Origin of the sequence: Achromobacter anxifer, from assembly GCF_903652925.1 — a bacterium.
GTDB classification, from domain to species: domain Bacteria; phylum Pseudomonadota; class Gammaproteobacteria; order Burkholderiales; family Burkholderiaceae_B; genus Achromobacter; species Achromobacter anxifer.
Genome location: NZ_CAHLAR010000009.1, coordinates 196591 through 211343 on the forward strand (window position 1 = coordinate 196591; position 14753 = coordinate 211343).

Consider the following 14753-nt stretch of genomic DNA (forward strand, 5'->3'; position numbering starts at 1 on the left):
AACAGCGCTAGAGGGATACGACCGAAATGCGGCTGTCGTCCCAGGTCAGTCCGACGGCTGCGCCCTGTTCGGGCAGTGACAGCCCATCCTGCGCCGGCCAGTCGGCGATCAGGCTGCGGGCGCCGGCCTGCAGCCAGACGCGGGTGTTCTGTCCGGCGTAGACGCGGCGTTCCACGTGGGCCTGCAGGCGCGCGCCGGCCGCCGACGCCAGCCTCAGGTGCTGGGGGCGCAGCGACACGCCCACGGCGCTGCCCGCGGCAAAGCGCGGCTCCGGCAGATCGAAGGCGCAGCCGAGTTCGGCGCAGTCCACGCGCGCTGCGCCGGCCTGCACCACGCCTTCGAAGAAGTTCGTGTCGCCCACGAACTCCGCGACGAAGCGGGTCTGCGGCTTTTCGTAGATGGTGGCGGGATCGCTGACCTGGTCGATCAGGCCGTTGCGGAAAACGGCGACGCGATCCGACATGGTCAGGGCTTCTTCCTGGTCGTGCGTCACGAAGATGAAGGTGGTGCCGAGCTTTTCCTGGATCAGCTTCAACTCGGTCTGCATCTGGCGGCGGATCTTCATGTCCAGGGCGCCAAGGGGCTCGTCCAGCAGCAACACGCGCGGTTCCATGACGATGGCGCGCGCCAGCGCCACGCGCTGCTTCTGCCCGCCGGAGATCTGGCCGATGTAGCGCGCGCCGTAGCCCTCCAGGCCCACCATCGCCAGCGAGCGCTCCACCTTGCCGCGTATGGCGGCCGGCGTTTCGCGGCGCATCCTCAGGCCGTAGCCGATGTTCTCGGCGACGGTGAGATGCGGAAACAGGGCAAGGTTCTGGAACACCATCCCCAGGGGACGGCGGTATGGCGGCGCGGACAGGATCGACTGCCCGTCGATCCGCACATCGCCGGAGGTGGGCGTTTCGAAGCCGGCGATGATCCGGATCAACGTGGTCTTGCCGCAGCCGCTGGGGCCCAGCAGCGTCAGAAACTCGCCTTCGCGCACATCCAGGCTGACGCCCTTCAATGCCGCCGACGCGCCGAACGTCTTGCTGACGTTCTGGATCTGGAGGATCGGCGTCCCCGCTGTTTTCTGACCCTGCCCCATGCTCACACACTCCGGCAAAACAGATGAATGAGCGCAGAATATTGGAACGGATATGCTTTGGGCAATAGTAAAATCCCGCATGAAGATTTAGTATTACCGCTAGGCGATAATTAACACCCAAAATACGGGAAAACGAGGAGCCGAAAATGCTGGAACAGGCCGAACTGGAAGTCGACGATGGCATGTTCAATCACTCGTTCGCGAGGGGACTGAAAGTCCTGTTCGCGTTCCGTGGCGCGCAAAGCGCAATGTCCTTGTCGGAAGTGGCGCAAGCCGTGGGCACCAGCGTCAGCACCGCCCAGCGCACCGTGTACACGCTGGAAAAGCTGGGGCTCATCAGCAAATCGCCCAAGACGCGCAAGTTCAGCCCCACGCTGCGGGTGCTGGAGCTGGGCTACAACTACATCGCGGCCGACCCGCTGGTCGAAGCCGCCAACCCATTCCTGGCCGAGCTGTCCAACATCACCGGGGAAACCGTCAACCTGACCGAACCCCTGGACCACGAGATGGTCTACGTGTCCCGGGTCGTGGCGGCGAAGTTCATTCCCATCCACATGCCCATCGGCAGCCGCATCCCGATGTACTGCACGGCCAGCGGCCGCGCCTATCTGGGCGCACTGCCGGAAGACGCCGCGCAGGCCATCCTGGACGCCTCGCCGCTACAGCGCCATACGCAGTGGACCGAGACCGATCCGGCCAGGTTGATGGAGATCGTCCGCCAGGCGCGGCGCGAAGGCATCGCGCACAACAAGGAAGAACTGTTCCTGGGCGACATGACGATTGCCGCGCCCATCATGGGCCAGCGCGGCACGCCCGTTGCCGCCGTGCATATCGTGGCGCCGACCAGCCGCTGGACCCTTGAAGAGGCGCTGGCGCGGCTGGGTCCGCTGGTGTTCGACTGCGCCCGCGGCATCAACAATTCGGTGCGCGCGTTCACCTGACGGCCGCCGAGCTGGCGGTCCGCGTTTCAGGTCTATCCAGGCCCGGGCCGGCGAGCCGCGCTACAGGTCGATCCAGGCGCGGGCCCGCGGGAAGTAGAGCGCCGCGCGGGCGGCGCGGCCGTCCAGGGCGGTGACTTGGGCGCAATAGCGCAACAGCTGGTCGCCGTGGCGTTGCCGCATGCGAGTGGCAAACGCGTCTGGCGCCTCGCCCGGATGCGGCCTGCCGGTCTTGTAGTCGACGATGAGCCAGCCGTCCTCGGTGCTGAGCGCCAGGTCGATCACCGACACCTTCCCGGCGGCATCGATCAGCGGCCATTCGCGGCGCGCGCCGGATTGCGACAGCAGCCACAGGCCGCGCTCATCGGCCAAGGTCGCCTGCAGGGTTTCCAGCACCGCCTCGGAGGCCGCGTCGGCCTGGCTCGCGGGTATGCCCGCGCGCGTCAGCTGGCGGCGCATGGCGGGCAGGCGTTCAGCCAGCGCCTGTGCGGGCCAGGCCTGCGCGCCGTCCTGGCCGATGCGCGCCAGCCAGGCGTGCGACAAGGTGCCAATGGCGGCGTCATAACCGGCTTCCAGCTGCCACGCCGGATGTTCCCCGCCCTCGCCCCAGACGCCGCGCGCCGCGGCGCCAAAACCCGGACTGACCGAGACGTCCGCCAGGCTCGCCAGCTGCGCCAGCCCGGCGCGGTCCACCCGCCGCAAGGGTTCGCCCTGCCACTCGGGACCGTCGGCTTCCTGCACGAGCGTTTCGCCGTCCAGCGATGGCGGAACCGGCGCCTGCAGGCAAGGCCACAAGCGTCCCAGCAGGCTGGCGGACGACGGCGTCTTGACCTGGCCGCTGGCCTCGTCCACCGACACGTGGCCCACCAGATGCAGGCGCTTGCGCGCCCGCGTTGCCGCCACGTACAGCAGGCGATCGATCTCGTAGGAGGCGCGGCGCGCCTCGCGCGCGCCCAGATAGCGCGACAAGGGGTCGGCCTCGGTTTCGGCGCGCGGCTTGACCGGGCCGAACAGCACGCGGCCGCCGCTTTGCTCGAAGCGCACCAGCGGCGCCTGATCGCCGCGCGGCGCGCGGTGCAGGCCGTACAGGATCACGGTTTCGAATTGCAGGCCCTTGGACTTGTGCATGGTCATGATCTCGACCGCGCCCTCGTCTTCGTCCGCCGCGTCCGGCGCCGCGAACAGCCGCGCGATGCCCGAGTCCAGCGCCGCGACGTCGATGGCGCCATGCGGCGCCAGGCGCTCGATCAACTGGAACAGGCTTTCGGCGTCGTTAGCCACGGACAGGCCGGCGTACAACGCAGGGCCGCCCAGGCGGCGCCACAGCGACTCCACCCAGGCCGCGAACGGCATGGCGCCCGAGGCATTGCGCTTGTCGAGCAGGATGCCGGCCACCTGGCGCAAGCGCTCGAATTCGTCAGAGCCGAGCACGGCCTGCGCGGACGGCGTCTCCGGCGCTTCCGGCGCCGCGTCGAACAAGGAGCCCTGCGGCGCGCTCGGGGGCGCGGCGGGCGCGGCCTGTGGCGCAACGCGCAGCGCGCGCTCCAGCAACACCGGCACCGGGGTGATGTGATCGTCGCCGAACAGGCGTTGCAGCGAGGTCAGCGTCAGGCCGCAATACGGCGCGCGCAAAACCGACAGCCACGCCAGGCGGTCGCCCGGATGGGACAAGGCCCGCACCAGCTGCACCAGGTCCGCCACCACCGGCCGCAAGGCCAACGGCACCAGATCCACCGCCCGGCAGCGTATGCCCTCCTGCGCCAGCCGGCGGGTCAGGTTGCCCAGGTGGCTGCGCGCCCGCACCAGCACCGCGACGGGGTGTTTGGCGCCCTTGTGGTCGATCAGGGCCTGGCGCACCAGGCCCACCGCGATGTCCTCGGCCTGCGTTTCCGCCGGGGCCGCGCCTTCGCGCGACCAGGCCGGATGGAAGCGCACGGCGGGCTCAGGCAAGGCTTCGTGAAAAGCGGTGGACGGGCTGTAGGCAATGGCGCCCGCCGCCGCGTCGCTGCGGCGCGGCAGCAATTGCACGAACGACCGATTGACCCATTCGACGATGCCCGCCTGCGAGCGGAAGTTGTCGGTCAGGTTGAGGAAATCCGGCTGCAGTTCGCCCACGCCGATGTCGGCGACTTCCAGGAACAGGCCCACTTCCGCCTTGCGGAAACGGTAGATCGACTGCATGGGATCGCCCACCAGGAACAGGCTGCGGCCATCGCCCTGCTGCCAGCCCGAGGTCAGCGTGCGCAGCAGGTCCAGCTGGGTCTGGCTGGTGTCCTGGAACTCATCGATGAGCAGATGGCGGATCGAGGCGTCCAGCTTCAACAACAGTTCGCCCGGATCGTCGGCGCTGCCCAGCGCGGCAGCGGCGCGCTGCGCGATCTCGATGAAATCGACCTCGCCCGTGTCGGCAAAGCGCAGCCGCAGCTGCGCCACCGCCAACGCCAGCGTCATCAGCTGCGCGCCCAGCACTTCCCATTGCGCATCGGTGAAATGCGGCGCGGGCACGTCGCGCACGGCGTGCAGGCGGCGCACCCAGGCGGCATCGGCGTCGGCGGCCTCCAGCCAGGCCACGAACGGCTCCTTGTGCGCGCACTTGGCCGGAAAGCCCAGGTTCTTGTTGACGGTCTTGCGCAAGGAACCGGTACCCGTCAGCAGCAGGTGCGCCACGGCCTGCCATTGGTCCAGGAATTCAGCATCCGGCGGCAGCTCTTCCGTCCAGTCCCGCAGCGCCAGCAGCTTGCTTTCCGCTTCCCCGTCCTGCAGGCTGGCGGCAGCCAGGCGCGCCGGCCCGCTCAAGGCCTCGGCCCAGCCATAGGGCATGGCCTCGCTGAGCTCGTCCAGGTCTTCGCCTATGGCCTCGGCCAGCATGGCTTCCATGCCGGCGCGGTCTGAGCCGTGGCGCAGCAGCGGCAGCCATTGGTCGCGCTGCCCCAGCATGTCGGCGATGGCGTCCTTGGCCGCCTGCACGTCCACATCCAGGTGCTTGAGCAGGATGCGCACGGCCTCGTAGTCGTCGGCCAGGTCCAGCGTGGCGCGCGCGGCGGCTTCGTAGTGCGCGCGCGCGTCGTCGGTGATCTCGGGCATGCCGCCCAACTCCGACAGCCACGGCATGCTGCGCACCAGGCCCGCGCAAAACGAGTCAATGGTGCGGATGGCCAGGCGCGCGGGATGCTCCAGCAGATGCCAGCCCTGCTCCGCGTTGCGCGCCAGCGCGGCGCGCGCCAGTTCCCAGCTGCGGCGTTCGTGCATGGCCTCGGGCGCGGCATCCAGCCCGCGGCGCAGCTTGCTGAGCACGCGCGCATGCATTTCCGACGCGGCCTTGCGCGTGAAGGTGATGGCGACGATTTCTTCCGGGCGGTTCACGGTCGCCAGCAGCGCCAGGATGCGGTCCGTCAGCAGTTCGGTCTTGCCGGAGCCGGCCGGCGCCTGCACCAGGAACGAGCGGGTCGGGTCCAGCGCGTCGGCGCGCGCGGCGTGGTCGTGCGGCAGGCGTTCTTGTTCAGCCATGGCTCATGCGTCCTCATCGTCCAGATGCAAACGCAGGAACGGCAATGCATCGCAGTATTTCAGGTCGTCGCGGCGATATGCAACGTTGGCCGCGTAGCCCGCGGCGTACTCGTCGGCCAGCGCTTCGATGGCCGTGCGCCAGCGCTGCCGTATGTCCGGCCAGGACAGGCCGTCGAAGTACTTGCTGTCGCTGGCCAGCGTGACGCCGGGCACGCCCAGATCCTCGTCGGCCAGGCCTTGCGCGGCAACCTGCCGCGCGTGGATCTGCGCCAGCACCAGGCCGGCCACTTCGCCGCCCGCGGCGTCCGCCAGCACCGAGGCATAGAACGGCAGCTGCACGTTCACGGGCCGGTTGCGCGACCAGTCCGGCTCGGGCTTGGCCGCCGCCACGCCGGTCTTGTAGTCGACGATGACGTTGCGGCCATCGCCCAGCGTGTCGATGCGGTCCAGGCGCAATTTCAGGTTGAGCGCGCCGCGCTGCCACTGGTGGTTCTTTTCCACCTGCGCCACGGCGAAGGGCAGGCGTTCCGCCTCCATGTCCAGCCACGACGCCAGCACGGCCTGCGCGCGCTGGCATTCCAGCGCGCGCAAAGCCGGGGCGTAGTCCTTCAACTCTTCGTCCGCGGCCTGCGCCACCGCCTGCTCCAGCAGGGCGGGCAGGCGGCCCGTGGCCATGACCTCATGCAGCGCGTCCTGGTCCGGCATCATGCCCCACACCAGTTCCAGCGCCTTGTGCAGGAACTGGCCGCGCACGTTCACGGTGGCCGCATCGGCGTAGGGCGCCATCTCGCGCCCGCCCAGCCTGTGCCGCACGAAGGCCCACAGCGGATTGCGCGCCTGCGTGTCCAGCACGTCCAGGCCGCCGCCGCCACGGTTGCCGGCCGCCAGGGGCGGCCCTTGCGTGTCGTCCAGCGCTTCCTGCGGCAAGGCCTCCAGCGTTTCCATCGCGGCGGGCTTCCAGTCAGTGAGCGTTGCGGCCGCGATCAGCGGCGAGGGGCGCAACTCGCGCTCGCCGTCCATGTGCGCATGGCTGACGATGATCTCGGGCGCGCAGCGGCACAGCGCGGCGTACATGCCTTCGGCCCATTCGCGTTCGCGCTCCGGCGTGGCGCGCGGCGCCTTGGCCTGGCGCAGCACCGCCAGCGGCAACAGCGGATTGGGCTTGGGCGACGCGGGCAGCACGTCGTCGGTCAGGCCCAACATCCAGACGCCGTCCCAGTAGCCCCCTTCGGCCTCCAGCAAGCCCAGCACGTCCAGGCGCGCCAGCGGGTCGCGTTGCGGCTGGAAGGACGCGGAACGCGCCACGCTTTCCAGCAGGTTCACCGCAGCCACGCCGCCCAGCCGGCCGGCGGCCGGCGCCAGCGCCGAGAAGCTGCCCAGCGCATCGCCCAACGCGCCCATGACCTGATAGCCGACGCTGTCCAGCACGCCCTCTCCGGGAAAGCCCAGCGCCATCAGCGCGGCCTTCATGCGCAGCATCCAGACGTCGCAGGTGGCCTGGCGGCCGCCCTGCGTCCAGATTTCCATGGCCTGGTTCCAGGCCGGCGCCAGCAGCGGCAGATCCGCCAGCAGCTTGCGCCAGTCCTGCGGGCTGACATGCAGCTGCGCCTGGCGCCGCCAGCGCGCATCGATCGAAGCCAGCCGCGCGCGGTCGCGCACGTCGCCGGCGCAATGCCCGCCCGACAGCGCCGCGCCCAGCACCTCGACGCCGCAGCCCTTGCCCGGCGCGCATTCGGCCAGGGCGCGCAGCCAGGCCAGCGCGGCCCGCGCCATGGGCCATTCGTTCAGCGGCCGGCCCACCGCCACGTTGAAGGCATATGCGGGCTCGCCGTTGCGCCCGGCCAGGGCCTGGCTCAGCACGCGCCGCGCGAAAGGCGATTCCGCCTCCAGTTGCGGCGAAACGATGGCATAGCGGCCATGCGGATGCGCCTTCAGGCGCTCGGCCGCCCAGGCTGCCGCGGCGCGCCATTCCGCGCCCTGGTCCGCGGCCTCGTAGCGGCTCGCCGCCGTCTCGGTGCGCTGGGCGTCGCGCCATTGCGCAATAACGGCGCCCTGCTCTTCAAAGGCGCGCAGCAAGCGGCGAAACCGCGGCGACATGTCCGTGAATCCCGCCAGCACCAGCTGTTGCGGGATCGCCAGGCGCCCCTGCTCCAGGGCCCGCAGCACGCGCGCGTAACCCTGGTTCGCGTCCTCGGCGTCGATGCCCGCCAGCGCCTGGCGGTAGCGCGCGCGCCATTTCGCGAAGCCGCGGTATTCATCGGTATCCGCGCCCGACGGCACCTGCAGCGCCCATTCATCCATGAGCAGGTCCGCGTCCATGGACAAGCGCGCGGCCTGGCTCGCGTCCAGCAGGACGCGCTCGGCCTCTTCCGCGCGGATCGCCTCGGTCCACACCAGCTGCGTGGCGAAGCTGTCCAGCCGGTAGGCGGGCACGTCGTCATCGGTCTCGAACGCGAGCTCGTTGGCGGCATCGGCCAGCCACGCGGACAGCGGCAGGATGCGCGGCAATTCGCTGACCTGGCGTTCCTGGCGCAGCAGTCCGGCCAGCTCCAGCGTGAGACGGCGCGACAGGCGGTTGTTCACCGTCAGCACCAGCGTGTCGGCGGCGGGCATGCCGCCGATGTCCGGCAGCGATAGATCGGGATAGGAAAGCGATGAGTCCTGCATGGGCACCCGCGGCGCCCGCCTGGAGGCGGGGCGCAATGATGGAAGAAATACCGCCGTAGGATACCGCGAGGCAGAACGGAAAACGCGCCTAGAAGCCGCAGAGCGCGGCCAGGTTTTCCCAGTGGATCTGCATTTCCGGCGTGGTGTAGCCCCAGAACGCCAGGCCCAGGACGGCGACCAGCGCCAGCACGCCCGCGGCGCGCCAGCCGCGGTGGCGGCGGGCGGCGGGCGCGGAGCGGGTCGGGGATGCCATCATCGATCCTGAAAAGCCTGGTCTCATGCCGCGGCCGGCTGCGCCACCGGCTGTTCGCGCACCGGCAGGCACAGCAGCGCGGCGACGATCGCCAACGCCACGCCCAGCCACCAGACCGCGTCATAGTTGCCGGTCTTGGCATAGGCGTATCCGCCCAGCCACACGCCGATGAAACTGCCCAGCTGATGGCCAAGGAAGACGATGCCGGACAAGGTGGCCGCGTAGCGCAGGCCGTAGATCTGGCCGATCAGGCCCTGCGTCAACGGCACGGTGCCCAGCCAGAACAGGCCCATCCACGCCGCAAAGACGTACAGCACCCATGGCGACAGCGGCATCCACAGCAGCAACAGAATGCCGAAGGCGCGCATGCCGTACACCACGGCCAGAAGACGCTTCTTGCTGTACTTGCCGCCCAGCTTGCCTGCGTAGAACGAACCGAACACGTTGAACAGGCCGATCAGCGCGATGGCGGTGGCGCCCTGCCCCGCGGTCAGGCCGCCGTCGGTCACGTAGGCCGGCAGGTGCAGCGTGATGAAGGCGGTATGGAAGCCGCAGACGAAGTAGCTCCAGAACAGGAAGTGGAACGAGGGATGGCGCACCGCCTGCTTGACCGCCGAGGCCAGCGATTGCTGCGGCCCGGTGTGGGCCTGCGGACGTCCGCGCAGGAAATAGGCCAGCGGCGCGCCGCAAGCGACGAACAGCGACAGCACCCACAGCGCGCCCGGCCAATCCAGGCCGGTAATCAGCGCCTGACCGGTGGGCACCACCGCGAACTGGCCCAGCGAACCGCCGGCGCTGGCGATGCCCATGGCCGTGCTGCGGTAAGCCGGCGGCACGGCGCGCGCCACCACGGGCAGGATCACCGGAAAGGTCGTGCCGGCCTGGCCCAGCCCGACCAGCACGCCGGCCGTCAGGTAGAGCATGGTTTCGTCGGTGGCGAAGCGCGTGCCTATCATGCCCAGCATGTACAGCAGCGCGCCCAACGCAATGGTGCGGCCCGAGCCGTAGCGGTCGGCCAGGATGCCCATGAAGATACAGGCCACGCCCCACACCAGGTTCTGCAGCGCGAAGGCCATCGAGAACACCTCGCGCCCCCAGCCCTGCGCCAGCCCCATCGGCTGCATGAAGAGCCCGAAAGTGGCGCGCACGCCCATCGCGAGCAGCACCACCAGCGTGCCCACGATCAGGGTACGTATGAAATTCGTTTCGGTTTGGTTAGACATGAAACCCGTTTTTCGTTGTTTTGGTTCGCCGCCCCCTCCTCGGGGCGGTCCGGCGCTTGGCGCGGGACTCGGACATCATATACAAATAGCCTGCGCGGCCCGGCAATAGCCATGCCGGAGGCCGGGTCCGGAACCCCGGGCTGCGCGCCCTTCTGATTTGGGACTCGCGCCGCCTGCTGATAGACTTGCGTCCTGCGCCGAAGCCCGGACCGCCAGTGATAAACTCAGGCCCGGAAGATTCGCAGCGATATCAAGGCCTTAGAAAGCAGTCACGGCATTTTTTCTGCCCCTGCCGCCTGATCCGGAATAGTCTCGCCGTAGTTAAATGGATATAACCGGCCCCTCCTAAGGGTCAATTGGTGGTTCGATTCCACCCGGCGAGGCCACCTCCAACGTCGGTTCCGGCGTTCTCCTCTCCTCCAGACTCCCCGTCCGCTTGACGCGATTACCTCCCTCATGGGGGCGTTTTGCCGTGGGCGGCATGGACGCAAAAGTCTCATATTCAGCAGGATGAGGGTTAATCCGGGCTACGCTCACGCGCGGCGTGCCGTTAGTTTCTCGGACTTGTCTTGTGACGAATTGAAGCTACGTCAATACGTCACTCTTATTTTTTTCGACGATGATAGCGAATCGTCTTGCGCGCAACTTGAAATTGCTGTTTAAATTCGACGCGTAAGCCTCTAATTCATCTGGATTTTTTCTGACCCGACGAAACGCCGGCTTAAGAAACATTTCTTCACAGACTGACAAGCCAGCTCAAACCATGGCATTTTCCTGGAAACGTGCGATTGCGAACGCGATAGCGCCTGTGGCGCTGGCGGTGTGCGCGCTCCTGCCCCCCGCCGCGCAAGCCGCGAAGAATTCAGACCCTTGCAAGACCAACGCCAAGTCGGCGGCCTGCAAGGCGCAACAAGCCAAGAAACCCCCGGCCGCCAAAGCCGGCTCCGGCAAGAGCGCGGCCGCCAAGCAGGCCGCCCCCGCCGCCAAGAAGGCTCCCCCCAAATCCACCGCCGGCAAGAAGGCCGCGCCTCCCAAGGGCGGCAAGCAGGTCGCCGCCAAGGGCACGCCGCCCAAGAAGGGCGCCGCCGGCAAGAATGGCAAGCCGAACAAGCCGTCGCGCGCGCAACGCACGGCAGCGGCCGCCGCCGCAGGCTCGGCCGCCATGCCGCCGCCCGCCACCTCGGTGCGGGCCGAGGCCGCTGCCCTGCGTTCCACCACCGCCTACGTGCAGGACCTGGAAACCTCCACGGTCATCTTCGCCAAGAACGAAAACGTGGTGCGTCCCATCGCGTCCATCTCGAAGCTGATGACCGCCGTCGTGGTGGTAGACGCCAACCTGCCCATGAACGAAATGCTGGAGATCACCGACGAAGACGTCGACGGCCTCAAGCACACCACCTCGCGCCTGCGCGTGGGCACCAAGCTGTCGCGCGGCGACATGTTGCACCTGGCGCTGATGTCCTCCGAGAACCGCGCCGCCAACGCGCTGGGCCGCCACTATCCCGGCGGCCTGCCCGCCTTCGTGGCCGCCATGAACGCCAAGGCGCAGGCGCTGGGCATGACCAGCACCCGCTTCATCGAACCCACCGGCCTGTCCAGCGACAACGTCTCGTCGCCGCATGACCTGGCCCGCCTGCTGCGCGCCGCTTCCCAGCGCCCGCTGATCCACCGCTATTCCACCGACACCGAGTACGACGTCGAGATCAACAACCGCACGCAGACCTTCCGCAATACCAACCTGCTGGTGCGCAAGCCCGACTGGGACATCAAGGTGTCCAAGACCGGCTACATCAACGAAGCAGGCGAATGCCTGGTCATGCTGGCCCGCATCAACGGCCGCGACCTGGCCATCGTGCTGCTGGATTCGCAAGGCAAGCTGTCGCGCATCGGCGATGCCGTGCGCATCCGCCGCATCGTGCAAAGCGAAGTGGCGATGGCGTCGGCCCAATCCGGCGGCTGAACGCCGGACGCAACGCGCGGCAACGAACAAAGGGCCCGAACATTTCGGGCCCTTTGCTTTTGCGCCGCCGCCTGGGTGGCGTGGCGCGGACTTATGCGGCCTTGCGCTTGGGACGCAGGGGCTGGGCGTCGTACAACGTGGGCGGCAGGCCTTCCAGGACGGCCTGGGGATTGAGCGAGCGGATCGGCACGGCCGCGTCCAGCGGGATTCGGCCTTCCGCCTGCAGCAGCTGGTAGCGCAGGCAGCAGACGCGCAGGAAGGACGTGAAATTCGCGGCCTCGCCGCGATACTCGATCAGTTCGTCATACAAACGTTCGATCAGCTGCGTCACGCGCATGCCGTCACGGCCGGCGATTTCCTCCAGCACCTGCCAGAACAGCCTTTCGAGCCGCAGGCTGGTGGCCACGCCGTGCAGCCGCAGGGAACGCGTTTCGGGCGTGTAGGACTGTTCGCTGGCGCGGATGAAGATTTCACACATGGGAACTCCTGGAACTCGAAGCCGGACATTACGCCCGGGCCGAGACGTCTATAGCGGCCACTGTAAGCCGTCAGCCTCGCCCCCGGCAAGGCGCAGCGCAACAGCGGACGCCGCCTGCTTTCTGCAACCACACGTTTCTGGCGTCGGCCCGAGGCCACCTGGGTTGATATAAATCATGGTCGGGAAAGCGTCCGCGTTCGAGCATAAGAATCTTGATCAGACTTCGGAGGCAGTGATGGATAAAACCATGAAAGCAGCGGTTGCACGAGCATTCGGCAAGCCCCTGGCAATCGAAGAAGTCGCGGTGCCGCGCCCGGGTCCGGGCGAATTGCTGGTGAAGATCGAGGCCTGCGGCGTGTGCCATACGGACCTGCACGCGGTCGAAGGCGACTGGCCCGTCAAGCCCAACCCGCCCTTCATTCCCGGCCACGAAGGCGTAGGCCACGTCGTGGCGGTGGGTGCGGGCGTCACCCATGTGAAGGAAGGCGACCGCGTGGGCATCCCCTGGCTGTACTCGGCCTGCGGCCACTGCGAGCACTGCCTGGGCGGCTGGGAAACGCTGTGCGAACAACAGAAGAACGCCGGCTACTCCGTGAACGGCGGCTTCGCCGAATACGCACTGGCCGACGCCAACTATGTGGGCCTGCTGCCCAAGAATGTCGGCTTCGTCGAGGTCGCGCCCGTGCTGTGCGCCGGCGTCACCGTCTACAAGGGCCTGAAGATGACGGATACCCGACCCGGCAACTGGGTCGTGATCTCCGGCATCGGCGGACTGGGCCACATGGCCGTGCAGTACGCCAAGGCCATGGGGCTGAACGTGGCCGCGGTGGACATCGACGACGCCAAGCTGGACTTCGCCCGCCGCCTGGGCGCGGAAGTCACGGTCAACGCCAAGACCGCCGATCCCGCCGCGTATCTCAAGCGCGAGATCGGCGGCGCGCACGGCGCACTGATCACGGCGGTATCGCCCAAGGCCTTCGAGCAGGCGCTGGGCATGGTGCGACGCGGCGGCACCGTGGCGCTCAACGGGCTGCCGCCGGGTGATTTCCCCTTGTCGATCTTCGACATGGTGCTCAACGGCGTCACCGTGCGCGGCTCCATCGTCGGCTCGCGCCTGGACCTGCAGGAATCGCTGCAATTCGCCGAAGAGGGCAAGGTCCACGCCACCGTGGCCACCGAAAGCCTGGAGAACATCAACGACGTGTTCGACCGCATGCGCCGCGGCCAGATCGAAGGCCGCATCGTGCTCGATTTCGCCTGATCGGCAGTCAGCAACGGCAAAGCGCCTGGGGCGGCATGACTGCCGCCCCAGGCGCTTTTTTCTTGCCGCAGAGGCCCGTCCAGGGGGAACAAACCTCCGTGAGGGCACAACAAGCGCGCGCAGCGTCGCGGCTCTTATTGACGCGGAAGGATCAGGGCGTGATCTTCGTGCCCAGCACCGCCAGGAACTGCGACATCCAGGCCGGATGCGCGGGCCAGGCCGGCGCCGTCACCAGATTGCCATCGGTGTAGGCCTGGTCGATGCCGATCTCGGCATAGGTGCCGCCCGCCAGCCGGACTTCCGGCGCGCAGGCCGGATAGGCGGAGCAGGTGCGCCCCTTCAGGATGCCCGCGGCCGCAAGCAGTTGCGCGCCATGGCAGACCGCCGCGATCGGCTTGCCCGCCTTGTCGAAGGCGCGCACGATGTCCAGCACCTTTTCGTTCAAGCGCAGGTATTCCGGCGCGCGTCCGCCCGGAATCACCAGGCCGTCGTAGGACGAGGGCTCGACGCGGTCGAAGTCGAAGTTCAGCGCGAAATTGTGGCCGCGCTTCTCGGTATAGGTCTGCGCGCCCTCGAAGTCATGGATGGCGGTGGCGATGGTGTCGCCGGCCTTCTTGTCCGGGCATACCGCGTGCACCGTGTGCCCCACCGTCAGCAGGGTCTGGTACGGCACCATGGTCTCGTAGTCTTCGGCGTAGTCGCCGACCAGCATCAACAGTCGCTTGCTCATGTTCGTCTCCTAGGGGATGGCGGAAAGCCGGTTCAGCGCCCGTGGCCGGGCTCCGGTTCTTGATCTGCGCCCCTATTGTGGCGCCGCCTTCGGCCCGGGAGGTGGTATGGGGATACCACGCCCGCGCGAGCCCCCTACTCCAGCGCGACCGACACGCCCTTGGCGCCCAGCAGCGTGACCAGCACCTTGGGGTCGATGCCGATCAGATATCCGCGCCGCCCGCCGTTGATGTAGACCACCGGATAGTCCAGCACCTCGGCCTCGACCCACACCGGCATTTTCTTGCGCGTGCCGAAGGGCGAGGTGCCGCCCACCTGGTAGCCCGAGTGGCGCTGCGCCACCTCGGGCTTGCAGGGCTCGACCCGCTTCAGCCCTGCCTGGCGCGCCAGGTTCTTGGTGGAGACTTCGCGGTCGCCATGCATGACCACGATCAGCGGCTTGGCGGACTCGTCCTCCATCACCAGCGTCTTCACCACCGCATGGGGGTCCAGCCCCAGTTGGCGCGCGGCTTCGCCCGCGCCGCCGTGGTCGACGTACTCGTATGTGTGTTCCGTGTAGGCCACCTTGTTCTGCTTGAGGAACTGGGTGGCGGGCGTTTCGGAAACGTGGCGGGCTTTGCTCATGGGAATGCGTGATCGGAGATGAATGG

The 14753-nt window shown here is 68.0% G+C and carries 11 protein-coding genes and 1 tRNA gene; 4 read left to right on the forward strand and 8 right to left on the reverse strand.

From position 1 onward, the window contains the following. Window positions 1–7 precede the first annotated feature (7 nt). A complete protein-coding gene (locus tag HWY37_RS25415) occupies window positions 8–1087 on the reverse strand; it encodes an ABC transporter ATP-binding protein (RefSeq protein WP_176090131.1) in 1080 nt (359 codons plus the stop codon). Between the two features lie 146 nt (window positions 1088–1233). Here HWY37_RS25415 and HWY37_RS25420 point away from each other — a divergent pair, with 146 nt between their 5' ends. Next, the gene (locus HWY37_RS25420) at window positions 1234–2028 is read left to right on the forward strand and encodes an IclR family transcriptional regulator (RefSeq protein ID WP_176090132.1); all 795 of its coding nucleotides are present in this window, start codon (window positions 1234–1236) and stop codon (window positions 2026–2028) included. Window positions 2029–2088: 60 nt separating this feature from the next. On the opposite strand, the gene HWY37_RS25425 is transcribed toward HWY37_RS25420, so the two are convergent. The 4 genes from HWY37_RS25425 to HWY37_RS25440 form a co-directional block, all read right to left on the reverse strand. Next, window positions 2089–5532, reverse strand: coding sequence for a UvrD-helicase domain-containing protein (locus tag HWY37_RS25425; protein WP_176090133.1), 3444 nt, complete (start codon window positions 5530–5532; stop codon window positions 2089–2091). 3 nt (window positions 5533–5535) lie between these two features. Beyond that, complete coding sequence (locus HWY37_RS25430; protein WP_176090134.1) at window positions 5536–8199, reverse strand: PD-(D/E)XK nuclease family protein; 2664 nt, start codon at window positions 8197–8199, stop codon at window positions 5536–5538. Between the two features lie 88 nt (window positions 8200–8287). Next, window positions 8288–8452, reverse strand: coding sequence for a hypothetical protein (locus HWY37_RS25435; RefSeq protein WP_175206564.1), 165 nt, complete (start codon window positions 8450–8452; stop codon window positions 8288–8290). Between the two features lie 23 nt (window positions 8453–8475). Beyond that, window positions 8476–9675: an MFS transporter gene (locus tag HWY37_RS25440; RefSeq protein WP_176090135.1), complete on the reverse strand. Its 1200-nt coding sequence runs from the start codon at window positions 9673–9675 to the stop codon at window positions 8476–8478. 311 nt (window positions 9676–9986) lie between these two features. Between HWY37_RS25440 and HWY37_RS25445 the strand changes: the two genes are divergently transcribed. Beyond that, window positions 9987–10061 (forward strand) — tRNA-Arg (locus HWY37_RS25445). A 377-nt stretch (window positions 10062–10438) separates the two neighbouring features. After that, complete coding sequence (gene pbpG, locus HWY37_RS25450) at window positions 10439–11635, forward strand: D-alanyl-D-alanine endopeptidase (RefSeq protein WP_246302403.1); 1197 nt, start codon at window positions 10439–10441, stop codon at window positions 11633–11635. 91 nt (window positions 11636–11726) lie between these two features. Here the strand turns inward: pbpG and HWY37_RS25455 are convergent, their stop codons facing one another. Continuing rightward, window positions 11727–12113 (reverse strand): ribbon-helix-helix domain-containing protein, encoded by a 387-nt coding sequence (locus HWY37_RS25455; protein ID WP_175206604.1) that lies wholly within the window; start codon window positions 12111–12113, stop codon window positions 11727–11729. A gap of 235 nt (window positions 12114–12348) precedes the next feature. On the opposite strand from HWY37_RS25455, the gene adhP reads away from it, so the two are divergent. Continuing rightward, a complete protein-coding gene (adhP, locus tag HWY37_RS25460) occupies window positions 12349–13374 on the forward strand; it encodes an alcohol dehydrogenase AdhP (protein ID WP_176090136.1) in 1026 nt (341 codons plus the stop codon). Between the two features lie 151 nt (window positions 13375–13525). Here the strand turns inward: adhP and HWY37_RS25465 are convergent, their stop codons facing one another. Further along, a complete protein-coding gene (locus HWY37_RS25465; RefSeq protein ID WP_013395630.1) occupies window positions 13526–14104 on the reverse strand; it encodes a DJ-1/PfpI family protein in 579 nt (192 codons plus the stop codon). 134 nt (window positions 14105–14238) lie between these two features. Continuing rightward, window positions 14239–14727, reverse strand: a complete 489-nt coding sequence (gene ybaK, locus HWY37_RS25470) for a Cys-tRNA(Pro) deacylase (protein ID WP_175206606.1) — start codon at window positions 14725–14727, stop codon at window positions 14239–14241. Window positions 14728–14753: the final 26 nt, after the last annotated feature.